Source organism: Pseudomonas sp. NFACC46-3, from assembly GCF_900114515.1.
Taxonomy (GTDB): Bacteria; Pseudomonadota; Gammaproteobacteria; order Pseudomonadales; family Pseudomonadaceae; genus Aquipseudomonas; species Aquipseudomonas fluorescens_Q.
Genome location: NZ_FOTH01000005.1, coordinates 114404 through 139250 on the forward strand (window position 1 = coordinate 114404; position 24847 = coordinate 139250).

Here is a 24847-nt window from a genome sequence, read left to right on the forward strand (position 1 = left end):
TCAGTTCTCCTCGATATCAGTCGGCAGTGGACGCGGCAAATCATCGCCACTGGAACCGTCGAGCCAATCGACCTTGACCATCTTGCGCACCACGACGAATTCGTCGCGGTTGCAACCGACCGTGCCGTAATAGTTGAAGCCGTAGGCCTGCTGGGCGTAGCCACCGATCATGTGGGTGGGCTTGAGCACCACGCGGGTCACCGAGTTGTGGTGACCGCCACGGGTCTTGGTGGTTTCGGAACCTGGCACGTTCACGATCCGTTCCTGGGCGTGATACATCATCACCATGCCTTCCTTGACCCGTTGGCTGACCACCGCACGGGCGGTCAGCGCGCCGTTGACGTTGAAGCATTCGATCCAGTCGTTGTCCTCGATACCGGCGCGCTTGGCGTCGATTTCCGAGAGCCAGACAATCGGTCCGCCACGGCTCAGGGTCAGCATCAGCAGGTTGTCGCTGTAGGTGCTGTGGATGCCCCACTTCTGGTGCGGGGTGATCCAGTTCAAGACGATCTCGGTCTCGCCATTGCTGCGCTTGCCCTTCACGCCGGCGATGGTGCGGGTGTTGACCGGTGGCCGATAGCTCATCAGTTGCTCGCCGAACGCCTGCATCCACGGGTGATCCTGGTAGAACTGCTGGCGACCGGTGATGGTGCGCCATGGGATCGACTCATGGACGTTGGTGTAGCCGGCGTTGTAGCTCACGTGATCGTCTTCCAGGCCAGACCAGGTCGGGCTGGAAATGATCTTGCGTGGCTGGGCCTGGATGTCGCGGAAACGAATCGCCTCGTGCTCCTTGGAGACGGCCAGGTGGCTGTGGTCGATGCCGGTGAACTCCGACAGCGCCGCCCAGGCTTTCACCGCGACATGGCCGTTGGTTTCCGGGGCCAGGGACAGGATGACTTCGGCGGCGTCGATGGCGCTGTCGATCTTCGGCCGCCCTTGGCTGATGCCGGCCTCGACTTCTTTGTGGTTCAGTTCGCCGAGGAATTTCACTTCAGTCTCGGTGTTCCAGTTGATGCCCTTACCGCCGTTGCCGAGTTTTTCCAGCATCGGGCCCAGGGAGGTGAACTGCTTGTAGATGTTCGGATAGTCGCGCTCCACCACCTGCAGGTTCGGTGCGTTCTTGCCCGGGACCGGCGCCACACCGGCACTTTTCCAGTCGGTGCCGCCAAAGGGTTGGGCCAGTTCGCCGACGCTGTCGTGCATCAGCGGTACGGTGACCAGGTCTTTCTCGACACCCAGGTGGCCGACCGACATGGCGGAAAACGCCTTGGCGATGCCCTTGTAGATTTCCCAGTCCGAACGCGATTCCCAGGCCGGATCGATGGCGGCCGACAGCGGGTGGATGAACGGGTGCATGTCCGAGGTGTTCATGTCGTCTTTTTCGTACCAGGTGGCGGTCGGCAAGACGATGTCGGAGTACACGCAGGTCGAGGACATGCGGAAGTCCAGGGTGGTCACCAGGTCGAGCTTGCCAATGGCGCCCTCGTCGACCCATTCGGCTTCGGTGGGTTTGCACTCGGTGCCATGGCCGATGTCTTCGTTCATCACGCCGTTCTTGGTGCCCAGCAGGTACTTGAGCATGTACTCGTGGCCCTTGCCCGAGGAGCCCAGCAGGTTGGAACGCCAGATGAACATATTGCGCGGGAAGTTCACCGGGCTGTCCGGCTGTTCGCAGGCAAAGCGCAGGGAACCGTCCTGCAGCGACTTGACCACGTAGTCCTTGGGTTCCAGGCCCGCGGCGGCGGCATCGCGGCAGATGTGCAGCGGGTTGGTGTTGAGTTGCGGCGCGCTCGGCAACCAGCCGGCCCGTTCGGCACGGATGTTGTAGTCCAGGGCGTGCTCGGGGAACTGCGATTTGTCGGCCAGGGGCGAGAGCACGTCGTGCATGCTCATCTTCTCGTGGCGCCATTGCGAACTGTGGCCATAGAAGAAGCTGGTGCCGTTCATCTGCCGTGGCGGACGGTTCCAGTCCAGGCCGAAGGCCAGGGGCAGCCAGCCGCATTGCGGACGGAGTTTTTCCTGGCCCACATAGTGAGCCCAACCGCCGCCGGTCTGGCCGACGCAACCGCAGAGCATGAGCATGTTGATCAGCCCGCGGTAGTTCATGTCCATGTGGTACCAGTGGTTCATCGCTGCACCGACGATGATCATCGAGCGTCCACGGGTCTTGTCGGCGTTGTCGGCAAACTCGCGGGCGATCTGGATCGCCTTCTCGCGACTTACGCCAGTGATCTGCTCCTGCCAGGCCGGGGTGCCGGGCACCGAAGCGTCGTCATAGTCCTTGGCAACGTTGGCGCCGCCCAGGCCACGGTCGATCGCCAGGTTGGCCGCCGACAGGTCGAATACAGTGGCGACTTTCGCCACGCTGCCATCGGCCAGCACCACGCTGTGCACCGGCACCCGACGGAACTGCACCGCATCACCGGCCACGTGCTGGAAGTACTCCTGGGCTTCGCCGGCAAAATACGGGAAGGCCACCTCGGCGACGTCGCCACCGATCAGGCTCAGCTTGAGGTCGATCTCACGTCCCTCGCCGCCCTCACGGGGCAGGATGTTCCACTTGCCCTTCTCGCCCCAGCGATAGCCGATGGAGCCTTGGGGCGAAACCAGTTCGCCAGCGGCATCCATGGCGATGGTTTTCCATTCCGGGTTGTTCTCTTGGCCGAGGTTGTCGGTCAGGTCACTGGCCCGCAGGAAACGGTCCGGCTGGTAACCGGCACCCGGCGCAGCGCCAAGCATCGGCTTGAGCATCACCAATACCGGCAGGTCGGTGTAGCGCTTGGCGTATTCAGTGAAATAGGCGCTGGGCTTGTCCAGGTGGAATTCTTTGAAGATCACATGGTTGAAGGCTTGGGCCAGTGCGGCGTCGGTGCCCTGCTTGGGGTTGAGCCACAGGTCGGTGAGCTTGGCGACTTCCGAATAGTCCGGGGTGATCGCCACGGTCTTGGTGCCCTTGTAGCGCACCTCGGTGAAGAAGTGGGCGTCAGGGGTACGGGTCTGCGGGACGTTGGAGCCCCAGGCAATGATGTAGTTGGAGTTGTACCAGTCGGCCGATTCCGGCACGTCGGTCTGCTCGCCCCAGACCATCGGCGAAGCGGGCGGCAAGTCGCAATACCAGTCATAGAAGCTCAGGCACACGCCACCGATCAGCGACAGGTAGCGCGAGCCGGCGGCATAACTGACCATCGACATGGCCGGGATCGGCGAGAAGCCCACCACCCGGTCCGGGCCGTGCGTCTTGACGGTGTAGACGTTGGCGGCGGCAATGATCTCGTTGACTTCTTCCCAGTTGGAACGGATGAAGCCACCCATGCCGCGCTTGCTTTTATAGGAGTCGGCCTTGGCCTTGTCCTCGACGATGCTGGCCCAGGCTTCCACCGGTGGCAGGGTCTGCCGGGCTTCGCGCCACAGCTTGAGCAATGGCTTGCGAATCTTCGGGTACTTGAGCCGGTTGGCGCTGTAGATGTACCAGCTGTAGCTCGCGCCGCGAGGGCAGCCGCGTGGTTCGTGGTTGGGTAGATCGTTGCGGGTACGCGGATAGTCGGTCTGCTGGGTTTCCCAGGTGATCAAGCCGTTCTTGACGTAGATTTTCCACGAGCACGAACCGGTGCAGTTCACCCCATGGGTGGACCGCACGATCTTGTCGTACTGCCAGCGCGAACGATAGACGTTCTCCCAGTCGCGGGACTCCTTGCGGGTCTCGCCGTGCCCATCGGAAAACTCGCCTTGCTTACGGTTGAAAAACCGCAGTTGATCCAATAAATGACTCACAGTGTGTTCCTCTCAGGCTTGCTCCGCGGGGTCTGCGCCCCGCCCACGCAATAGTTGAATTCGTCTTAGCAGGGTGTCGCCGCGCCCTTGCGGGCGTACCACCACCAGGTCACCACGATGCAGCTCAGGTAAAAGCCGACGAACATGTAGAAGGCCATCTCCGGGCCGCCGGTCAGGGCCATCGAAGTGCCGAAGGATTTGGGGATGAAGAACGCCCCGAAGGCGCCCATGGCCGAGCTGAAGCCCAGCACCGCGGCCGACTCCTTGCCGGCATTCTTGAGCGCTTGCTCGCGCACCTCGGGCTTTTTGCCCAGGGCGGCTTTTTCATGCAGGGTGCGGAAGATCACCGGGATCATCCGAAAGGTCGAACCGTTGCCCACACCCGTGGTGATGAACAGCAACATGAACATGCCCAGGAAGCCGTAGAAGTTGCCGCCCTGGCCGCCTTGGGGCAAAAAGTGCATGACCCCGAACACCATCAGAATCATCAGCACGAAGTTCCACAAGGTGACCTTGGCCCCACCGAGCTTGTCCGCCAGCCAGCCGCCCAACGGCCGCACCAGCGCGCCCACCAGCGGGCCGAGGAAAGCGAATTTCAGGGCGATGACTTCCGGGAACGAAGTCTTGATCAGCAGGGGAAACGCGGCGGAAAAGCCAATGAACGAGCCGAAGGTCGCCAGGTACAACCAGCACATCAGCCAGTTGTGCTTGCGCTTGAAGATCACCGCCTGCTCGCTGAACGAAGCACGGGCGCTGGACAGGTCGTTCATGCCGAACCAGGCAATCAGGGTCACGGCGAGGATGAACGGCACCCAGATGAAACCGGCGTTCTGCAACCACAGCGAGCTGCCGTCAGCCAACACCTGGGGCTGGCCGCCCATGAAGCCGAACACGCCGAAAGAGATCACCAACGGCACGCTGAACTGCATCACCGACACCCCCAGGTTACCCAGCCCGGCGTTCAGGCCCAGGGCCGTGCCTTGCTGGGACTTGGGGTAGAAGAAGCTGATGTTGGACATGCTCGAGGCGAAGTTGCCGCCGCCAAAACCGCAGAGCAACGCGATCAACACGAACACGCTGTAGGGCGTGGCCGGGTTCTGCACAGCGAAGCCCATCCACAACGCCGGGATCAGCAGCGATGCGGTGCTCAGGGCGGTCCAGCGCCGGCCACCGAAGATCGGCACCATGAACGAGTAGAAGATGCGCAAGGTCGCACCGGACAGCCCCGGCAATGCCGCCAGCCAGAACAGTTGGTCGGTGCTGAAACTGAAGCCGATGGCATTCAGGCGCACGATCACCGTGCTCCAGACCATCCACACAGCGAAGGCCAACAGCAGCGCCGGGATGGAAATCCACAGGTTGCGCCGGGCGGTCAGTTTGCCGCTACTGCCCCAGAAAGCAGGATCTTCCGGACGCCAGTCATGAATGACCGGGCCCTTTTCAGGCGTTTGCAGAACGGACATGTTCTTCTCCTTGGGCAATGCTGGAAAACGGGGATTGAATGGCCGGCGGCTGTTTACCCAGCAGCGGGCGCTTGCGTATTTCGCTGAAGTACATCCAGGCCAGGGAGACCCAGACCACGCCGTACATCAACATGAAGCAGGACGAGCGCACGCCGGTGAGGTCCACCAGGGCGCCGAACATGATCGGCAGCACGAACCCGCCCAGGCCGCCGGCCAGGCCGACGATGCCGGACACTGCCCCCATGTTTTTCGGGTAGTCGTTGGCGATGTACTTGAAGACCGAGGCCTTGCCGAACGCGAAGGCGATGCCCATCACGAACAGCAGCACGGTGAACAGCGTGGCGTTGAGGCCGATATGGAAATCGACGATGCCGTTGACGGTTTGCACTTGCAGTTGGGTCTGGGGGTAGGAGAGCAGGAACAGGCAGATCCAGCTGACCCACAACACCCACCAGGTCACGCTCTGGGCGCCCCAGCGGTCGGACATCCAGCCACCGACGGCCCGCAGCACGCCACCAGGCAGGGAGAAACACGCCGCCAGCAGCGCCGCGCTTTGCAGGCTGAAGCCGTATTCCTGCACGTAGTACTTGGTCATCCACAAGGCCAGGGCCACGTAGCCGCCGAAGACGATCGAGTAGTACTGGCAGTAGCGCCACACGGCCGGCTCTTTCAGGGTTTTCAACTGCTCGCGCAATGTGGCGCCGCCGGTGCCGCTGTGCTCCTTTTTCTCGCTGGTGAGAAACCAGAACAGCAGCGCGGTGATGAACAGGATGGCGCTGAACACCTTGGGCACCAGGTGCCAGGAGCCGAACGCGATCAGGGCCGGGGCGAGAAACTTCGTCACCGCCGCACCCGCGTTGCCGGCACCGAACACGCCCATGGCGAAACCCTGGTTCTGCTTGTCGAACCACTTGGCGACATAGGCGATGCCCACCGAGAACGAACCGCCGGCCAGGCCGACGAACAGGCCCAGCACCAGGAACTGCCAGAAGGCCGTGGCGAGGGTGATCAAATACAGCGGCAGGACGCAGGACAGCATCAGCAGGAAGAACACGATCCGCCCGCCAAAGCGGTCGGTCAAAAGCCCCAGGGGCAAACGCACCAACGAGCCGGTCAGCACCGGCGTGGCCGCCAGCAGGCCGAATTGGGTCTCGTTGAGGGCCAGCAGCTCCTTGATCGGAACGCCGAGCACGGCAAACATCATCCAGACCATGAAGCACACGGTGAAGGCCAGGGTACTCATCCCTAGTACCAGCCCTTGTTGCACTTGCGCTCGCATCACGATGCACTCCGTCAGTTCGATGAGCGCAGCCTAGTGATACGAACCCCGCAAAAACTTGACTTGGGTCAACGTGTGCCGGGGCGGTCCAGGCCTATGCTTGCCCCGTCTACCTCCAAGGAGGTAGACCCGGATATTGATACAACCCTTTATTTATCAATATCTTGAACAAGTCTGCCGAAGCTTTTATGGAAATGGAGCGGCCGACAACTCTTTAGAGGTAGTGCGCCCAGGATTGGCTGCTACACCCCCCAGGTCCAGGGCGCCCCTATGCTCGCATCACAGTTTTGCCCCGCAGGCCCGCGTCGATGATGCGCTGGCTGCGCAGCTCCCTGCCCGCTCGCGCCGGGCTGGCGGTGATCCTCATCGCCATCCTGGCCCTGGCCAGTTCCTTGAGCGCCGGATTGATCGCCTGGTTCAGCCAGGGCGACGCTGCCGCTATCAATACCGCTGGCTCCGTGCGCATGGAAACCTACCACCTGAGCTGGAAACTGGCGGCGGGGGCCAACGACGACGTCCCCGCGATCATCGCCAGCCTGCAACAACGCCTCGACAGCCCTGCCCTGCGCGCCGTGCTGGAAGATGGGCCGGAAACCTCCCTGCACAAGAGCTATCGCGACCTTGTGCAGCGCTGGAACCAGACTTTGCGCCCGGCCATCGAGCGTGGTGACTCGGCATTTTTCCAGGCCAGCGCCAACACCTTCGTCGATCAACTGGACCAGTTCGTCACCCTGCTGCAACGTCAGAGCGAGCACAAGCAAGGCTGGCAGCAGGTGATCCAGGGCGCGGCGCTGTTCAGCACCATGATCATCCTGCTGATCGGCCTGTATGAATTGCAGTACGGCGTGGTCACGCCCTTGCAGGAACTGGTGGACGCCACCCAGCGCTTTCGTCGTGGCGAATTCCAGGTGCGGGTCAATCACCAGTCCGAAGATGAACTGGGCCAGTTGGCGACCAGTTTCAACACCATGGCCGAGACCATCGAGCAATCGCACCGCACCCTGGAAAACCAGGTCCAGCAAAAGACCCTGAACCTGCAACAGGCCAACGCCGCCCTGGAACTGCTGTACCAAAGCAGTCGCAGCCTGGCGACGCGACAGGCCAATGCCGAAGGGCTGGATGAACTGATCCGACGCTTCCAACAACGCCTGCCGGGCCTGCGCCTGACGCTGTGCCTGCAAGGGCAATTGCAGGCACCGGCCAGGCACCTGCTGGCGTTGCATGGCGCCGACAGCCGCCAGGTCTGCGCCAGCAGCGATTGCGCCAGTTGTCATAAACACAACGCTGCACGCCCGCAAGCCTTCAGCATCAGCAACCAGGGCAACGAACTGGGTGAGCTCAAGGCCCATTTTGTCGACGGCCACGCCGCGCAGCCCTGGGAAACCGCATTGATCCAGGCCCTGGCCAACCTGATTGGTACGTCGCTATCGCTCAAGCGCCAGCGCGAACAGGACCATCGTCTGCTGCTGCTCGATGAACGCACGATCATTGCCCGCGAACTCCACGACTCCCTGGCCCAGGCCTTGTCGTACATGAAGCTGCAAGTCAGCCGCATGCAGACCCTGATGCGTCGAGGCGAACCGGTGCAGACCCTGGAGACCGTCACCGGTGAACTGCGCGAAGGGCTCAACAATGCTTATCGCCAGTTGCGCGAGTTGCTGACCACCTTCCGCTTGCAGATCCACGATGACGGCCTGGTCGAAGAACTCAAGGACACTGCCGAGGAGTTCTCCAACCGCGGGGACTTCAAAGTGCATCTGTTCGTCGACACCCTGGCCTTCGAGCTGTCGGCCAGCGAGCAGATCCATATCCTGCAGATCACCCGTGAGGCCCTGTCCAACTGCCTGCGCCATGCCCATGCCGAAAACGCCTGGCTCGAACTGCGCCAGGAAGGCGAGACCGTGCGGCTGTCGATCGAAGACGATGGCCGGGGCTTCAGCGGCGAGGTGGACCAGCGCGAACACCATGGCCTGAACATCATGAACGAACGGGCCCGCAGCCTGCGCGGCCAGCTCCAGATTCACTCCCGTACCCCCCAGGGCACCCGCATCCAGGTGCATTTCCAACCGGAATTCCTGGGCCAACACACCGAAGGCCTCGCAACATGAACGCCCCCCTGCGCCACACCCTGCTACTGGTCGACGATCATCCGATGATGCGTCGCGGCATCCGTCAGATGCTTGAGCTCGAAGACGATTTGCAGATCGTTGGCGAAGCCAGCCACGGCGAAGAAGCCCTGACCCTGATCGAACCGCTCAAGCCCGACCTGGTGTTGTTGGACAACAACATGCCGCAGATGAACGGCATCGAGACCCTGCGCCGGCTGCGCGCCATGCACTACACCGGCAAGGTGCTGCTGTTCACCGTGTCCGATGCCGAGGACGACATTCGCGACGCCCTGCGCCTGGACGCCAACGGCTACCTGCTCAAGGACATGGAGCCGGAGTTGCTGATCCAGTACATCCGCGATGCCCTCAACGGCGCCCTGGTGATCAGCCCCGGCCTGACCCGCGTCATGGCCCAGGCGCTGCGCTCGCCACCGCGCCAGGCCGATGTAGAACTGACCGAGCGCGAACGCCAGGTGCTCAAGACCATCGCTGGCGGCTACAGCAACAAGGTCATCGGGCACAAGCTGGGCATCACCGAAGGCACGGTCAAGGTGCATGTGAAGAACCTGCTGCACAAGCTCGGCTTGCGTTCACGGGTCGAAGCGGCGGTGTGGGCGATGGAACATCTGCGCGGGGCGGGTTAGGCCAGGCGAATAGATTCCATGAGCAACACATAACCTGTGGCGAGGGAGCTTGCTCCCGCTGGGGCGCGCAGCGGCCCTGTTTTTTGGGGCTGCTACGCAGCCCAGCGGGAGCAAGCTCCCTCGCCACAAGGATAGTCATCAGGCCTCCCTCTTCCGAGGTAGGCCTGCCGAGGCATAGGCCGGCGACGATTTGGGCCCTACCATGACGGCACGCGGAGGTACGCCATGCTGACCCACCCTTCCATCGTTTTACTGTTGCGTCGTCATCACCTGTTCAGCCAATTGCCGGAGCGGGTCTTTGAAGATGTCTGCAGCCTGGCCGTCCTCAGGCGCCTGGACAGCAACAGCACGCTCATGCACCAGGGCGACCCGGCCAAGCGGTTTTTCCTGCTGGTCAGTGGCCAGATCAAGCTGTTCCGGGTCACCGGCGAAGGCCAGGAGAACCTGGTGGAGATCATCCAGCCCGGACAGACCTTCGCCGAGGCCCTGCTATTCAGCGAGGCCCGGTGCTACCCGGTCAGTGCGTCGGCAATCAAGGACAGCGTACTGGTGAGCATCGAGGGCACCCACTACCGCAAGGCCCTGGAGGACCAGCCCAAAGTCTGCCTGGCGATCCTGGCGAGCATGAGCATCCACCTGCACCAACGCCTCAAGGACATCGACAACCTGACCCTGGCCAGCGCCAGTCGGCGGGTGATCAATTTCCTGCTGCAGGAGCGCGATCCACGCAACGGTCAGTTGGTGCTGCAGGTGTCCAAACGCCTGGTGGCCTCCAAGCTGGGGATTCAGCCAGAGACCTTCTCGCGCATTCTGCATCGTTTGGTGGACGGTGGCCTGATCGCCATGGAACGGCGCAACATTCGTATCCTGGCCGAGGAAGCGTTGGAGGCTTACCAGCAATAGCTGCGAATCCTATACAGCGGGCACCCCGTCCCCCTGTGGCGAGGGGATTTATCCCCGCTGGGGCGCGTAGCGCCCCCTCAACTGCCTGATACACTGCAGACTCAGCTTTGGGGCTGCTTCGCAGCCCAGCGGGGATAAATCCCCTCGCCACAGGGAGTGTATGGGCTCTTTACTCGCCGCTCGGCCCATCGATCTCATCAACCCCTATCATCGGTATCAACCGCTCGAACAACGCATCGCCCTCTTCTTGCGAGCACTCGACCCCGAAACGCTTGCGCCAGCCCAACTGACTCAGGATCACATGCACATCCGCTTCCAGGTCGTGTTGCTGCAAGCACGCCTGGACGCATTGCAACGGGCAACCGTCCAAGGCAATGATCCGCCGCCCCGAGCGTGCCTTGTTGACTAGCGACGCCACATGCCCGCCGACCCCGACGATGCAGGACATCTCGGCCAGGCCAGCGCGGTCCAGGCGCAAGGCCACGTTGTTGGCCAGTTGCGCCACGTTGGAGCAACCGGAACAGGAATACACCAGGGGCAATAGGGTTGGGGCTTTCATCACACTGCGGCCAACCCCTTGCCCGCCCGCTCCAGATTGCGCCACAACCAAGGCGGCAATACCTCCGGATCAAGACTGTCGATCAGGTTCTTCAGCGCCAGCCCCAGCTCCGTGTCCCCCTCGATCACCAGCCGTCGCCGGAAGAACAACGTATCGGGGTCTTCCTGACGGCTGGCCAGCAACAGGAACTCGCGCCAGTTACCGCTGATGGTGACCTGGGCCTCGGCCCGCTCGGCGATGCGCAATCCATCGCGCGCCAGGGTCAGGTACCAGCACAACTTCAGGTCCGGCACCCGCAGGCACAACCAGCGTCCACGCAGCACATCGAACCCGCCATCGCGCAGCGGCTCGGCCAGGCAACGATTGAGCGCCTGTTGCAACGCCAGGCGCTGCACCACGAACGGCACCTTGCCCACCAGGGGCAGCAAGCGATCAGCGCCCTTGAGCACCCACTTCTTCGGACTCAACACAGGCCCGCCTCCTCTACCTTCAACATGCCGGCATGGCCGTGCCAGTAGCCGTTGCAGCCCTCGACAAACAGCGGCGGCGCCTCCCCCTGGCGCACGCGATCAAACGCGCTGACCACCTCGGCCATGCCCTGGGCCCGCGGACTCAAGCGCAGGATGTCGGCCCCGCAAGCCACCAGGGCGTTGTAATCAGCGAGCAGGTTGCTCACCTCACCGGACATCGTCTGGATGCCATTGAGCGTAAACAACGGCTGCCCCTCCTGACTGCTCAGCGCCAGGCCATCGGGGTAATTGATGCAGCAGAACTGACAGTCGTCCTTGGGCCGGTTTTCGGCCCGAGCGGTGAAGCAGCGCGCCGAGTAAGCCAGGGGCAGATGGCCGTAGGCAAAGATCTCGACTTCAGGCACCTCACGCTCCATGTCTCGCACTTGCTCCAGCACATCGCCAATCAGCGCCGCCGAACACTCCACCGGTGGCACCCAGCGGACCATGCCGCTGTCGAGCAATTGGCCCAAGGCGTGACCGTTGTACAAATTCAACGCCGGACCGCCCACGAAAGGCAGCTTGCGTTCGGCCAGCAACTGCACCGCGCCCATGTCATTGGCTTCCACCAATAATTGGCCGTTGTCACACAGACGGCGCAGCGAAGACAGCTCCGAAGCCGCTTCGATCAGTGTCAGGCTCGACAACACGATCTGTGCCTGACTGCACGTCTGTAGCTCGCGCGCCAGCCCAAGCCATTGATCCAGAGAAAAGGCCCGGCGCTTGGAGCACACAGTTTCCCCCAGATAAATCACGTCCAGCGGCAATGCCGACATCTCGGCATAGAAATTCCCCAGTTGCGCTTTGTCCCAGTAAAACAGGACCGGTCCCAGGCTGAGTTTCATCTGGCCTCCCCTCATTGCCATGATCGATGGTAGGCACCCAGGGTGGTCTGGCTGCCTTCGGACAAGCCAGCCAGCACCTGGCGCCATTCTTCCCGCACCCGGAACCGTTGCGGCGCGACCTGGTGGGCATCCAGTGCGGCGCGCCAGACCCGGGTCACTTGTTCAACATAGGCCGGGCTGCGTTGGCGACCTTCGATCTTCACCGCTTCGACGCCGATGGCCGCCAGCTCCGGCAACAGGTCAAGGGTGTCGAGACTGGTGGGTTCTTCCAGCGCATGGAAACGCTTGCCGCCTACCAGGAAGCGGCCTTTGCACAGGGTCGGATAACCGGCCGGTTCTTCGGGGGTGTAGCGGTCGATCAGCACCTCGCTCAGGCGTGCGCTGAGGCCTTGGGCATCCTCGCTCCAGCGCACCGCCTTGGCGGGCGAGCAGACGCCGCACAGGTTCGGCGATTCGCCGGTGATGTAGGAAGACAAGTGGCAACGGCCTTCAGCCATGATGCACAGGCTGCCGAAACCGAACACTTCGATCGGCACCGGGCTGGCAGCCGCCACCTGTCGCACCTGGGCCAGGGACAGTACCCGCGGCAGCACGGCGCGGCGGATGTCATAGCGCTGGGCGTAAAAAGCCAGGGCCGCAGCGTGGGTCGCCGAGCCTTGTACCGACAGGTGCAGCGCCAGTTTCGGGTGGCGCTGGCTGGCGTAGCCGAGCACGCCGGGGTCGGCGGCAATCAGGGCATCCACGCCGAAATCGGCGGCACGGTCCACCGCCCGTTGCCAACGTTCCCAGCCCTTGGGCTGCGGGTAGGTATTGACCGCCACGTACAGCTTGCGTTGGTGTTGACGGATGTGTGCGACAGCCGCGTCGAACTGCTTGTCGTCCATGTTCAGCCCGGCGAAATGCCGGGCATTGGTGTCATCGCGAAAGCCGACATAGACGGCATCGGCGCCTTGGCGCACCGCCGCTTTGAGGGCAGGCAGATTCCCTGCCGGGCAAACCAGTTGCATGGGGCATCCTCATGAGAAAAACTCAAGCGCCGCCAGTCTAGCCAGCCCTCGGCCGGCGACCTTGACGGCAATCAATTGCCGTCAATGCATCAGCTCGGCGAATGGCAGGTACAGCACTTTGTCGTGCTTGTGCAGTTGCGCCTCACACTCCACCACCGCCAGCCCATCGGCCCAGCAAGCGGCCGTCAGCATCGCCGAACTTTGCTGAGGGTGCAGTTCCACACACAGGTGGCCGTTGGCATCCGGGACCAACCTGGCCCGCAGATACTGCCGGCGTCGGTTGCGCTTGAGCCAATCGAACCCGGCCGGCAGTTGCAACGGTACAGGCAGCACGTCGCCCATGCCTTGGGTGCGGAACAGGAAGGGACGCACGACGATCAACGCGGTAATCAACGCCGCTGAAGGATTGCCCGGTAGCCCAATCCATGGCTTGCCTTCCACATCCCCAAAGGCCAGGGGCTTGCCCGGCTGGATGGCGAGGCGCCAGAGGTCGATGCTGCCCAAGGCTTCGATGGCTTGCTTGAGGTGGTCTTCTTCACCCACCGAGACACCGCCCGATGTGATCAGCACATCGCATTCGGCGGCGGCCAGGCGCAACGCTTGTCGACTAGCCAATAGCTGGTCGGGCATGACCCCGAAGTCATGCACCTCGACACCCCAACCGCGCAGCAGTGCGGCGAGGCTATGACGATTGCTGTTGTAGATCTGTCCTGGCGCCAGTGGCTCGCCCGGCTCGCGCAGCTCATCGCCGCTGCTGAGCAAGCCCACTTGCAAGGGGCGATAGACGTCCACCTGGCCGACGCCGGCACCGGCGAGCAAACCCAACTCCTGGGCACGCAAGCGCGTGCCGGCTTCGAGCAGCCGGTCTCCTCGACGCAGTTCCTCGCCTTCCTTGCGAACATGGTCACCGCCGTTGACCGACGGCAACCAGACCCGCTCGCCATCGACGCGACAGCTTTCCTGCGGCACCACCGTGTCGGCCCCCGGTGGCAGCGGCGCGCCAGTAAAAATCCGCACGACGTGCCCGGCCTGCAACGGCTCGCCCGGCTCGTCACCCGCGGCGATCCGCCCGCCCAACAGCAGGTAGCCGCCGTCACCCGGCAGGTCAGCGGCCCGCAGGGCATAGCCGTCCATCGCACTGTTATCCCAGGCCGGCAGGTTCATCGGGCACAGAATGTCGGCGACCAGCACACGCGCCAGGGCCTGGTCCAGGCCAACCCGTTGCACGGGCGGTGGCGGCGGGGCCTGGTCGAGCAGATGACGAATCGCCTCATCCACCGGCATCAGCACGCCGCTGTCGCACACCTTGCCGCTCACGAGCGTGTCTCGCAGGCGGTCGGAGCAATGCCGGCCTGCGGCTTGAGATGCGGGGTGAAATTGCACGGGCCAGTGCGGCTGTCCAGTTGCCCGACCAGGATCTTTTCCCAGCCGGTCCGGCAAGCCCCCGGCGAGCCTGGCAAGCAGCACACCAGCACGCCATTGCTCATGCCCGCCAAGGCGCGCGATTGCAGCGTGGACATACCGATTTCCGCCAGGGACACCTGGCGGAACAACTCACCAAAACCGTCGACGTGCTTGTCCAGCAACGGCGCCACGGCCTGGGGTGTGTTATCGCGCGGAGTGAACCCGGTGCCGCCGGTCATCAGCACCACTTGCACCTTAGGGTCGGCGATCCACTGGGAAACCTGGGCGCGGATCTGGTAGATATCGTCCTTCACCAGCCCACGGTCGATGAGCACGTGTCCGGCTGTTTGCAGCAGGTCCGCCAGGGTTTGGCCCGAGGTGTCGGTTTCGAAGGTTCGCGTATCGCTGATGGTAAGGACCGCGATGTTCAGTGGTTGAAAGAGGCGTTGCGTCAGATGGGCCATGATCAGCCGTCCTGTCAGAAAAGATGGCCCAGCCTGAACCGCAATCGTTGCCGGGCCTATTCCTCCTTGGAGGTACCTCCCTCGGCGCTCAAGGCGCCAGGCGGCTGCGCTGCCAGGCGCCATCCTGCAGGCGGTAGTCGAGGCGATCGTGCAAACGGTCAGCGCGGCCCTGCCAGAATTCCAGCCGTTCGGGTCGCAGGCAATAGCCGCCCCAATGCGCGGGACGTGGCACCGGTTGATCGGCGAAACGTTGTTCGGTTTGCGCCAGCAAGGTCTCGAGCGCGGCCCTGTCCTCCAGTGGTCGGCTTTGTGGCGACGCCCAGGCACCGAGGCGACTGGCGACGGAACGGGACTCGAAATAGGCATCCGACAACGCGGGATCAAGCTTGCAGACCAGTCCTTCAATCCGCACTTGCCGCTCCAGCCCCGGCCAGAAAAACGTCATGGCCGCCCACGGGTTGGCCGCCAGGTTCTGTCCCTTGGCGCTGTCGTAGTTGCCGAAAAACGAAAAGCCCTGGGCGTCGAAGCCCTTGAGCAACAACACCCGACAGTGAGGCCGGCCCTGCTCATCTACCGTTGCCAAAGCCATGGCGTTGGCTTCCACCGGCGGGCTTTCGGTGTCTCGGGCCTGTTGCATCCAGAGCCTGAACAAAGCCATGGGGTCGTCGGGTGCCTGGACTTCATCCAGGCCATCGAGGGTGTACTGACGGCGCATTTTGGCCAGGGAAAGGGGCATGACGGTGATCTCCACGATGGGTTTGGGCCAGTGTGGATTCTGCGGCGATGGTGGGCCTTGATCGTTGTCAATGGTGGTTCTTGTGGTGAGTTGAAGGGCGCTATCGCGAGCAAGCTCGCTCGCGATGAAGGCAACGCGGCCTGACAGATCAACGGCTACTTGAGCCCCAACCGCCGCGCCAGCTTATGCAAGTTACTCGGATCAACCTCCAACAACCGCGCCGCCCCCGCCCAATTCTGCCCGCAACGCTCCAGAGCCGTGAGGATCGCCTGTCGCTGACAAGCATCAACCGCCTCACCCAAGGGCTGGAACGGCGCATCGAGCGTTTCCAGGGGCCTCTCCGGCAACGCCTGGGCCGTGACGGCGCCGGCATTGACATCCAGATCCAGCACCTGCGGCTCCAAGGTCATGATCAGGCTGCGACTGGCGCCCCGGCTCAGTTGCTTCAACGCCGCGCGACTGATCACATGTTCCAGCTCCCGCACGTTGCCCGGCCAGGAGTACGCCAGCAGCGCCTGTTCAGCCGCCGGTGACAGGCGCAAGCCACGCAAGCCCAGGCGCGTGCGGTTCAGTTCGAGAAAGTGCCCGGCCAGCATCAACACATCGTGGCCACGCTCGCGCAGCGGTGGGATCGGCACCGGGTAGACCGAAAGCCGGTGGTACAGGTCGGCGCGAAACAGCCCGTCGCGAATGCTGTCAGGCAGGTGCCGGTTGGTGGCGGCGATGATCCGCACATCGACGTGCAGCGGCTTGTCCGCCCCCAGGCGCTGGATCTCGCCGTTCTGCAAGGTGCGCAGCAGCTTGGCCTGCACACTCAGCGGCAACTCGCCGACTTCGTCGAGAAAAAGAGTGCCGCCATTGGCCGCGTCGAAACGCCCGGCGCGGTCGGTGGTCGCGCCAGAGAACGCGCCTTTGACGTGGCCGAACAATTCGCTTTCGGCCAGGGACTCCGGCAACGCCGCGCAATTGACCTGGACCAATGGTTTGTGGGCGCGCCGGGACAAGCGATGCAGACGCCGGGCGAACAATTCCTTGCCCACGCCGGTTTCGCCCAGCAACAGCACCGGCAGTTCGGAGTCGGCCAGTACATCCAACTCGTTGAGCAACTGTTGCAGCCCCTCGCTACGGCCGAGGATTTCGCCCTCCTCGGCCGGCAGACGCAGGTCCGCCGGGTCGCTGCGCGAGGCCCTAAGGCTGCGGTTTTCCTGCTCGAGCCGAGTGACTCGCACCGCCGCTTCGATCTGCAAGGTGCAGCGCTTGAGTTCCTCTCGGGCGCGGCTGTCGAAGGTACCGGCGTGCAACGCATCCAGGGTGATCGCGCCCCAGAGCCGGCCTTCCACATACAGGCTTACGCCCATGCAGTCGTGCACCGGCAGCGGCTCGCCGACATGGTTGTCGAGCAAGCCGTCATAAGGGTCCGGCAAGCGACTGTCAGGCTCGAACCAGGTGGGTTCGCGCGAGGCCATGATTGCCGCCAGGCGTGGGTGTTGGGCAATCACGAACCGTCGGCCCAGCGCCTCGTGGACCAGGCCCACGGTCGCCACGGGCCTGAGGCTGTCGTCGTCCAGGCGCAACAATCCCACGGCGCCACTGTTGAAGTATTCGCGCAGGGTCTGCACCAGGCGCTGCAATCGCACCGCATTGGGCAGCTCGACGATCAGGTCGGCGGCCAGGCTTTCACGCAGCATGGTAGTGATGACCCTCCAGGGTTCGTTTGACCCTCAACAGTCAGGGTGACAATCACCCTGCCAAAAATTTAATGCTTTATTTTCAATCAGTTGAAACTGGCACGTCGACTGCAAAGTCCGTTCATCCGTCCCTGCCGGGATTCAACCCCAAGGAAACATGATGAGCCTCGATTTGCTGGAACAAAGCCTCGGCCAACTGGCCTGCGATATTCCCGGTGCAACCCGTACCTTCCATCATTACAACCTCGACTTCTGCTGCGGCGGGCAAAAGTCCTTGCGTGAAGCGGCGCTGGGCAAAGGCCTGAACCCGCTGCTGATCGCCGACGCCCTGCGCACCTTGCAAGCCGCTGGGGAGCTGGGCCATGACTGGCGCGACGAACCCCAGGCGACCTTGATTGGCCACATCCTGGAGCGCTACCACGCACGCCATCGCGAACAGCTGCCGGAACTGATCCGCCTGGCCCGGCGCGTCGAGCAGGTCCACGGTGCGCGACCCAGTTGCCCGAACGGCCTGGCCGATCACCTGCAGGACATGTACCAGGAACTCGAAGGCCACATGCTCAAGGAAGAACAGGTGCTGTTCCCGATGCTGCAACAAGGCCTGGGCGAACGGGCCTCGGCGCCGATCCAGGTGCTGCGCTACGAACACGACCAGCACGGTGAAGCCCTGGAAACCATGCTCGCCCTGACCGACCAGATCACCCCGCCCGCCGACGCCTGCAACACCTGGCGCGCCCTGTATCGCGGGTTGGTGGAGTTTCGTGATGACCTGATGCAGCACATCCACCTGGAAAACAATGTGCTGTTCGTCAATGCGATGAAGCCTGCCCGTTAACTCTCACAAACATTGCCCATTACGCCTGTGGGAGCAAAGCTTGCTCCCACAGGCATTCGTTGCTCCCATCCCTGCTCAAAACTGCCAATAGAACATCGCCTTGGCCAACACCACGATCAACACCATGTGCCCCAGGATACTGCGACGCAACCAGCAGGCTCGGTTCGGCGTCAGGCGACCGCGCTTGAGCCAGTACGCCAGCCACAAATAGTGACCGATAATGCTCAGGGCCAGCAGGATCTTCAGGCTCAGCAGCAGGCCGAAGCTGTTGCTCAACGGCTGGCTCAATGCGCCGCGATGCTGCCAGGCCAGGGCCATGCCGGCGCCGTACAGCACCAGCACGACGCCGTGCAGCACGTGCCGCGAGCGCTGGGCGATGGCCTGGTCGGCAGCGTCCTTGACGCCTTGGGCCAACGGCCGACGGGCGCCATGCCAGATGAAGACCTCGAAAAACAGCGTGCCAATGAAGGCGATGGCCGCCAACAGGTGGGTAACCAGCAAGACCCCGTACATTATCGATTCCCTCTGCCCAGTCGGCTCATCCCGGATGCCCATCCACCCGAGCCTTGAGCAGCATCGGCCCATAGCGCCAGGCGTATAGACCGAACGCCAGTGTCCAGCACAGCGCCGCCAGCCACAGCCCGGCCAACGGCAACAGCAGCACCAACAGCACGCGGCTCAGGCACGCCAGGTTCAGCAGGATGAACGCCAGGGTCATGCCCGCCGGCGGCTCGAGGGCGCGCCCGGTATGGCCCAGGCTGACACGGGCAACCATCGCCAGGATCAACCCGGCCATGGCGCCGATGGTCAGGCCATGCACCGCCAGGCTCGGGTTCACTGGCACGCCGAAGTGCCACAGCGCCATGCCCAGGCAAGCCACCGCCAGCCAGGCGTAGGCCAGGTGCAACGACCACAGCAGCGGCACCCGCCACAAATCCCGATCATGCCAACGCACCAGCCGAATCCCGTGGCCCACCGCCAACGCGGCGAACAACAGGCCGACCCAGACGCTGGTCACCAGCGCCGGACCGAAGGCATACAACAACGCCACCAGCGCCGCCCCTGCCAGCAACAGGCGATCGAGCCACGGCCAAGGGGTAACGCCCTCGACCCGACCGAGGCCGCGCTGGGTAAAGAATGGAATCACGCGCCCGCCGATCAACCCCATCATCGCCGCCACCAGCCACAGGCCGGTGAGCACGCTCTGGCGTTGCAAGCCCTCGTCGTGCTGCACCAGGCCGTATACGGATAACGCATCGGCGGCGGCCAACAGCAGCAATACCAGCACAATTGGGTAATTGCGCTTCTGCCGCACACGCCACAACATCACGCCCATCAGCGCGGCGACCGCCAGGGCAAAACCCAGCTCCAGCAGCGTCAGTAACGGCCAGGGCGCATCCACCAACCAGGCCAGCCGCGCGCCCAGCCACAACAACGCCAGCGTTGCCAGGCGCTTGCCGCTGAGGCCGGGGATTCCGGTCCAGGTTTGCACCGCCGTCAGCAGGAACCCGGCAATGATCGCCAGGCCGAAACCGAACAACAGTTCATGCCGATGCCAGGCCAACCAGCCGCCGGCTGGCTGCCAGGTCGACAAGCGCCCGGTGAACGCCAGCAGCCACAGGGGAATGGCCAACAGCGCCAACACGCAGCCCGCCAGGAAGAACGGCCGAAACGCCAGGCGCCACAGCGGCAGAATGGCCATGGCCTTGCGACGGTCAAGCACTTGCATACATCACTCCTTTTGCCTCGCTGAACCGCCAGCGAAGTACGACAAACCAGGGTTCGAATGATCGGCTATCGGCGCTGGCAGGCCTTGTCTCAGATCAAGCCAGCCAGGTGCCTCGACCAGTCACTTGCAAGGGGCTTGCCGAACCGGGTCGAGCCATTCGCTAAATACCCCTCCCCCCCTGCGGGAGCGAGCTTGCTCGCGATGGCGGTGGGCCCGACAACTCAATACTGACTGATCCGACGCCATCGCGAGCAAGCTCGCTCCCACAGGGACTGTAGCCTAACGGGGTACTTATGACCCTTTCGTGGTTGTTTTAACCCGATTGCGCCAGGGTCATTTTTACCCTCACTGACTCTAACGTCCCATGAATCAACGCCGGCAGGCATGGCCCGTCTCTTGCTCAGGCACGGCATCACCTTTCTTGTCGGGGTCATCCATGAAATCCGTCGTTCTGCCGTTTACCTGGTTCGTCTTGCTCTCCTGCGTCGTGGCGCTAGCCAGCGGCTTGTCCCTGAGCCTGGTCTGACCCCGACCACCTCTTTCGCCCTTACAAGGATTCCATGCCATGGTGCTCCACCGCGTCCATCACCAGATTCTGCGCAGCCATCACCTGTTCGAGCCTTTGAACGAAGAAGAGCTCAACGAATTGATGAGCAACAGCCAACTGCTGAACATCGACCGGGGCGATCCGCTGTTCCGCCAGGGAGAGCCGGCGCAGGCGTTTTACTTCGTGATTTCCGGTGCCGTGAAAATCTACCGGCTGACCCCGGATGGCCAGGAAAAGGTCTTCGAGGTGATCGGCGAGCGCCAGACCTTCGCCGAAGCCATGATGCTGATGGACACCCCCAACTACGTCGCGTCCGCTGAAGCCGTCGGCCCGACCCAGGTATACCGGCTGTCCAACGCTACCTACATGCGTCTGCTGCAAAGCAACAGCCGGCTGACCTTCGCCCTGCTCGGCAAGCTCTGTGTACGCCTGCACCAACGGGTCAACGAGATTGAAACCCTGTCACTGAAGAACGCCACTCACCGCGTGGTGCGCTACCTGCTGACGCAACTGGTGCGCCTGCAAACCGTGGACAGCCAGTTCGAATTGCCGATGGCCAAGCAGTTGATCGCCGGGCACTTGTCGATCCAGCCGGAAACCTTCTCGCGGATCATCCGGCGCCTGATCGATGAAAAAATCATCACCCAGGACGGTCGCCAGATCGCCATTCTCGATCGCCTGCGCCTGGAGCAATTCGAATGAGCGCGCAGCCCACTTGCCTGTATTGCCAACAAGCCAACCCGATACACGAGACCGAATGTCGCCAGTGCGGCATGCCCCTGCCAGTCGAGGCCGCAAAGGCCAGCGAGCGTCGGTTGCGACGCTTCACCTGGTTCTGTGTCGGCTTGACGATCTTCTGCTTCGGCATGTTCTTCTGGCTGCCCCGCAGCATCGCCTGAGTCCTCAATCCTGAGTCAATTGCCGGTACAACTGCGGTAAACGCAGCGGCAGTTGCTCGGGCTGGCGAATCAAGGTGTAGCCGTTGGCCCCGAACATGTACGGCAGGTAATCCCCCGCTTCGCGATCGATGGTGATGCAGAACGGCGTCAGCCCTTGGCGCCGGGCTTCCAGCACTGCCTGGCGAGTGTCTTCCACACCGTAGCGTCCTTCGTAGAGGTCCAGGTCATTGGGCTTGCCGTCACTGAGCAGCAACAACAATTTGCGCCGCCGCTTGCAGCCCGCCAACCGTTGCGTGGCCTGGCGAATCGCCGCGCCCATGCGCGTGTAGTAACCGGGCTTGAGCCCTTGGATCCGCCCCCGGGTGTGGTCGTCATAACGCTGGTCAAAGGCCTTGAGTTCATGCATGCGCACCTGTTGGCGGCGCAAGGAAGAGAACCCGTACAAGGCAAAATCGTCCCCCAGCACCGACAGGGTTTCGCCGAACAGCAACAGGCTGTCGCGAATCACGTCGATCACCCGGTGTTCGTCGTTGAGGTGGGCATCGGTAGACATCGACAGGTCGGCCAACAGCAGGCAGGCCAGGTCGCGACGCGTCTGACGCTGGTCCATGAACAGCCCGCGTTCACTGCACTGCCCGTGCTGGCGTTCGACGTGGAAATCCAGCCAGGCTTGCAGGTCCAGTTCCGAGCCTTGGGTTTGCTGGCGCAACCATTGGCGATCGTTGCGCAAGTGTTCGAACTGGCGACGCAAGCGCTGGGCCGAGCTTCGCAGGCGTGCGGGCAACGGCTGGGGCTGGCAATCGCGAGGGGTAAAGGTTTGCAGGCTGACGAAGTCGTCCTGCAGTCGTTGCTTGCGGTAATCCCATTCCGGCAACAGGATACCGGCGCCCAACGGGAGGTCATCCACATCGGCCGGCGGCAGGTCCAGGTGCAGTTTCAAACCACCGCCCTTGCGTATGCGGGTACGTGACAAGGTCAACTGGTCCAGGTCCTCGGCGACGCGAGCGGCGTCCGGGTCTTCGCTGTCATCCGCCCAGCGATCCAGGTCCACGTGTTCGGTCCAACTGAACAGGTTTTCCAGACGCACGATCAGCAGCCCACCGTCACGGGTGGTGTCGTCGATTCGCTCGGCGCGCTTGCGCCCGCCCTGCTGTTCACCGGGCGGCGTCGCCAGGTATTGCTCGGACTCCTCAAGGTTGGCGGCCTGGGGATTGGCCAGGTGTTGGGGTGGGTAGAGCCACAGCGGCAACGGCCAGGCCGCCCGCTCGCTGCGTGGAAAATGTTCGACACTGCCCGGTTCGCGCAAGGCCTGGCACAACGCCCGTTCCAAGGCGGCTTCGGCCGGGTTGAGCGTGGCCGGATCGGGGCGCAGGGACAGGTGCGCCTCCACCAGTCGCCGGTAGCGAGGGCGCAGCGCCGGGTAGCGCTTCAACACCGCCAGGGTCCAGCGCTGATTGTCCCGTCCCCAGTGCTTCATCGGCCCCGACTGCGCGGCCAGCAACGCGAGCCAGCGATACAGCTCTTCGTTGAGCCCGACATCGGGGAACGTCGCCAGGCTCGCCGGCAGCCGCAGGTTATCGCCATCGCAACAGGCCAGGGGCACTTGCTTGCAGGTGCCGGCAATCTGCTGCAACAGGTTGCGACGCAACAACAGGTCGCGGTCGCTGACCGCTTCCACCCCCAGGTGAGGCGCACCACCAGTGGCGCGAAACAGCACCTGCAACGAGCGTTGCCGGGGCACCAGCTCGACCCGGGCCTCAGGAAAATCAGCACTGGCCCGACGGGTGATGAAACGGTGCCAGACACTGCCGACCCATTCTTCCAACTCCAGGGTGAATGCCATGGTTATTCTCCTCTTAAGCCGAACCCATTGTGGCGAGGGGATTTATCCCCGCTGGGCTGCGAAGCAGCCCCAAAATGTCTGCTACTGCGGTGTATCAGACAGGATGTAGGGGGCCGCTTCGCGCCCCAACGGGGATAAATCCCCTCACCACAAATGAGTCCGGCTCAGTCGCTGTGGTGACTCACGAAGGCACCACCGCCGCTGGTGCCCGCAGGGCCGCACGGCCACGTTGACGGAAGCTGAACAGGTAGCAGAGCAACCCGGCCAGGAACCCGATACCGCTGACCAGTCGTGCCCAGAACAGCGGCTTCAAATGATCCATCGTGGCCATGAACGGCAAGGCACTGCCATCCGCCATCCAGCGTTGCAACCACACCTGGACCACACCGGCAGCGGTGAGGAACAAGGTGATCATCACCATCGACAAGGTCATCAACCAGAAGCCCCAGATCTCCAACCGCTGGGAACGTTCGTCCGCTGCTTCACCCAACCCACGCAAGCGTGGCATGGCGTAGCTAATCAGCGTCATCACGATCATTGCGTAGGCGCCGTAGAAGGCCAGGTGACCGTGGGCCGCAGTCAGTTGTGAACCGTGGGTGTAGTAGTTGACCGGTGCCAGGGTGTGCAGGAAACCCCAGACGCCCGCACCGAAGAACGCGGTGACCGTGGTGCCCTTGGCCCACAACGTGGCGGCGCGGTTCGGGTGTTGCCGACGACGGTTTTTCACCATGCTGAAGGCGAAGACCACCATGGCCAGGAACGGTAGCGGTTCCATCGCCGAGAAGATCGAGCCCACCCACAGCCAGACCTCGGGTGCGCCGATCCAGAAGAAGTGGTGACCGGTGCCGATGATCCCGGTGATCAGTGCCATGGCGATAATCACGTAGAGCCATTTCTCGACCACTTCGCGGTCCACGCCGGTGATCTTGATCAGGACGAAAGCGAGCATCGAACCCATGATCAGTTCCCAGACACCTTCGACCCAAAGATGCACCACCCACCACCAGTAGAACTTGTCGCGAGCGAGGTTTTCCGGGTTGTAAAAGGAGAACAGGAAGAACACCGCCAGGCCGATCAGCCCGGTCATCATCACCATGCTGACCGTGGTCTTGCGACCTTTGAGCAGGGTCATGCCGATGTTGTAGAGGAACCCCAGGCACACCACCACGATGCCCATCTTGGTGATGGTCGGCTGCTCCAGGAACTCGCGCCCCATGGTCGGCAGCAAGTCGTTGCCGGTGAACTTCGCCAGCGTTGCATAAGGCACCGAGAGGTAGCCCAGGATCGTCGCCACGCCAGCGGCGGCGAACACCCAGAACAGCAACAGCGCCAGTTTCGGGCTATGCAGTTCGCGGTCGGCCTCCTCCGGTATCAGGTAATAGGCGGCGCCCATGAAGCCGAACAGCAGCCAGACGATCAGCAGGTTGGTGTGGACCATGCGGGCCACGTTGAAAGGGATCAGCGGGAACAGGAAGTCGCCGACCACGTATTGCAGCCCCATGATCAAACCGAACAACACCTGCCCCAGGAACAGCATCAGGGCAAACACGAAGTAGGGTTTGGCGACGGCCTGCGAGGCGAATTTCAGATGCGGATTAGCCATGCTCATCT

Annotated in this window: 21 protein-coding genes; 6 read left to right on the top strand and 15 right to left on the bottom strand. The window is 62.9% G+C overall.

Annotation, left to right across the window (positions count from 1 at the left end):
* The 3 genes from BM300_RS08350 to BM300_RS08360 form a co-directional block, all read right to left on the bottom strand.
* Nucleotides 1-3774 carry a nitrate reductase subunit alpha gene (locus BM300_RS08350; RefSeq protein WP_092462505.1) on the bottom strand — a complete coding sequence of 1258 codons (3774 nt, stop codon included), beginning with the start codon at nucleotides 3772-3774 and terminating at the stop codon, nucleotides 1-3.
* Nucleotides 3775-3839: 65 nt separating this feature from the next.
* A complete protein-coding gene (locus tag BM300_RS08355; protein ID WP_092145748.1) occupies nucleotides 3840-5237 on the bottom strand; it encodes a NarK family nitrate/nitrite MFS transporter in 1398 nt (465 codons plus the stop codon).
* A complete protein-coding gene (locus BM300_RS08360; protein WP_371856951.1) occupies nucleotides 5215-6516 on the bottom strand; it encodes an MFS transporter in 1302 nt (433 codons plus the stop codon). Before BM300_RS08360 ends, BM300_RS08355 begins: the two co-directional genes overlap by 23 nt.
* A gap of 308 nt (nucleotides 6517-6824) precedes the next feature.
* On the opposite strand from BM300_RS08360, the gene BM300_RS08365 reads away from it, so the two are divergent.
* The 3 genes from BM300_RS08365 to BM300_RS08375 all read left to right on the top strand — a co-directional run bounded on the left by BM300_RS08365 (nucleotide 6825) and on the right by BM300_RS08375 (nucleotide 10171).
* A complete protein-coding gene (locus BM300_RS08365) occupies nucleotides 6825-8624 on the top strand; it encodes a HAMP domain-containing protein (protein ID WP_092347927.1) in 1800 nt (599 codons plus the stop codon).
* On the top strand, nucleotides 8621-9268 hold the full coding sequence (gene narL / locus BM300_RS08370; RefSeq protein ID WP_003202460.1) for a two-component system response regulator NarL: 648 nt from the start codon (nucleotides 8621-8623) through the stop codon (nucleotides 9266-9268). Before BM300_RS08365 ends, narL begins: the two co-directional genes overlap by 4 nt.
* A gap of 225 nt (nucleotides 9269-9493) precedes the next feature.
* Nucleotides 9494-10171, top strand: a complete 678-nt coding sequence (locus BM300_RS08375; RefSeq protein ID WP_063320852.1) for a Crp/Fnr family transcriptional regulator — start codon at nucleotides 9494-9496, stop codon at nucleotides 10169-10171.
* Between the two features lie 169 nt (nucleotides 10172-10340).
* Here the strand turns inward: BM300_RS08375 and BM300_RS08380 are convergent, their stop codons facing one another.
* The 8 genes from BM300_RS08380 to norR all read right to left on the bottom strand — a co-directional run bounded on the left by BM300_RS08380 (nucleotide 10341) and on the right by norR (nucleotide 17383).
* A complete protein-coding gene (locus tag BM300_RS08380) occupies nucleotides 10341-10730 on the bottom strand; it encodes a putative zinc-binding protein (RefSeq protein WP_092347924.1) in 390 nt (129 codons plus the stop codon).
* Entirely contained in the window at nucleotides 10730-11200 is a 471-nt protein-coding gene (locus BM300_RS08385; RefSeq protein WP_092347921.1) for a ubiquinone anaerobic biosynthesis accessory factor UbiT, read from the bottom strand. The genes BM300_RS08380 and BM300_RS08385 overlap by 1 nt, the downstream gene beginning before the upstream one ends.
* Entirely contained in the window at nucleotides 11194-12084 is an 891-nt protein-coding gene (locus BM300_RS08390; protein WP_092462507.1) for a U32 family peptidase, read from the bottom strand. Before BM300_RS08390 ends, BM300_RS08385 begins: the two co-directional genes overlap by 7 nt.
* Before the next feature lie 11 nt (nucleotides 12085-12095).
* Entirely contained in the window at nucleotides 12096-13091 is a 996-nt protein-coding gene (locus tag BM300_RS08395; protein WP_092145759.1) for a ubiquinone anaerobic biosynthesis protein UbiU, read from the bottom strand.
* Between the two features lie 81 nt (nucleotides 13092-13172).
* Nucleotides 13173-14408 carry a molybdopterin molybdotransferase MoeA gene (glp, locus tag BM300_RS08400; RefSeq protein ID WP_092462509.1) on the bottom strand — a complete coding sequence of 412 codons (1236 nt, stop codon included), beginning with the start codon at nucleotides 14406-14408 and terminating at the stop codon, nucleotides 13173-13175.
* Nucleotides 14405-14959 carry a molybdenum cofactor biosynthesis protein B gene (gene moaB, locus BM300_RS08405; protein ID WP_092145763.1) on the bottom strand — a complete coding sequence of 185 codons (555 nt, stop codon included), beginning with the start codon at nucleotides 14957-14959 and terminating at the stop codon, nucleotides 14405-14407. The genes glp and moaB overlap by 4 nt, the downstream gene beginning before the upstream one ends.
* An 88-nt stretch (nucleotides 14960-15047) precedes the next feature.
* Complete coding sequence (gene pdxH / locus BM300_RS08410; protein ID WP_092462510.1) at nucleotides 15048-15695, bottom strand: pyridoxamine 5'-phosphate oxidase; 648 nt, start codon at nucleotides 15693-15695, stop codon at nucleotides 15048-15050.
* Between the two features lie 155 nt (nucleotides 15696-15850).
* A complete protein-coding gene (gene norR / locus BM300_RS08415) occupies nucleotides 15851-17383 on the bottom strand; it encodes a nitric oxide reductase transcriptional regulator NorR (protein WP_092347906.1) in 1533 nt (510 codons plus the stop codon).
* A gap of 160 nt (nucleotides 17384-17543) precedes the next feature.
* Between norR and ytfE the strand changes: the two genes are divergently transcribed.
* Complete coding sequence (gene ytfE / locus BM300_RS08420; protein ID WP_063320845.1) at nucleotides 17544-18218, top strand: iron-sulfur cluster repair protein YtfE; 675 nt, start codon at nucleotides 17544-17546, stop codon at nucleotides 18216-18218.
* 75 nt (nucleotides 18219-18293) lie between these two features.
* Here ytfE and BM300_RS08425 read toward each other — a convergent pair whose 3' ends face one another.
* Nucleotides 18294-18731 (bottom strand): hypothetical protein, encoded by a 438-nt coding sequence (locus BM300_RS08425; protein ID WP_063320844.1) that lies wholly within the window; start codon nucleotides 18729-18731, stop codon nucleotides 18294-18296.
* Between the two features lie 25 nt (nucleotides 18732-18756).
* Entirely contained in the window at nucleotides 18757-19947 is a 1191-nt protein-coding gene (locus BM300_RS08430) for an NnrS family protein (RefSeq protein ID WP_092145770.1), read from the bottom strand.
* Nucleotides 19948-20512: 565 nt separating this feature from the next.
* Here BM300_RS08430 and BM300_RS08440 point away from each other — a divergent pair.
* Nucleotides 20513-21196 carry a Crp/Fnr family transcriptional regulator gene (locus BM300_RS08440; RefSeq protein ID WP_003202487.1) on the top strand — a complete coding sequence of 228 codons (684 nt, stop codon included), beginning with the start codon at nucleotides 20513-20515 and terminating at the stop codon, nucleotides 21194-21196.
* On the top strand, nucleotides 21193-21393 hold the full coding sequence (locus tag BM300_RS08445) for a protein DnrP (RefSeq protein WP_072347903.1): 201 nt from the start codon (nucleotides 21193-21195) through the stop codon (nucleotides 21391-21393). Before BM300_RS08440 ends, BM300_RS08445 begins: the two co-directional genes overlap by 4 nt.
* A 4-nt stretch (nucleotides 21394-21397) precedes the next feature.
* Here the strand turns inward: BM300_RS08445 and BM300_RS08450 are convergent, their stop codons facing one another.
* Both BM300_RS08450 and BM300_RS08455 read right to left on the bottom strand, forming a co-directional pair.
* Nucleotides 21398-23236: a nitric oxide reductase activation protein NorD gene (locus BM300_RS08450; RefSeq protein ID WP_092145774.1), complete on the bottom strand. Its 1839-nt coding sequence runs from the start codon at nucleotides 23234-23236 to the stop codon at nucleotides 21398-21400.
* A 181-nt stretch (nucleotides 23237-23417) separates the two neighbouring features.
* Nucleotides 23418-24845 (bottom strand): cbb3-type cytochrome c oxidase subunit I, encoded by a 1428-nt coding sequence (locus BM300_RS08455; RefSeq protein ID WP_092145776.1) that lies wholly within the window; start codon nucleotides 24843-24845, stop codon nucleotides 23418-23420.
* Nucleotides 24846-24847: the final 2 nt, after the last annotated feature.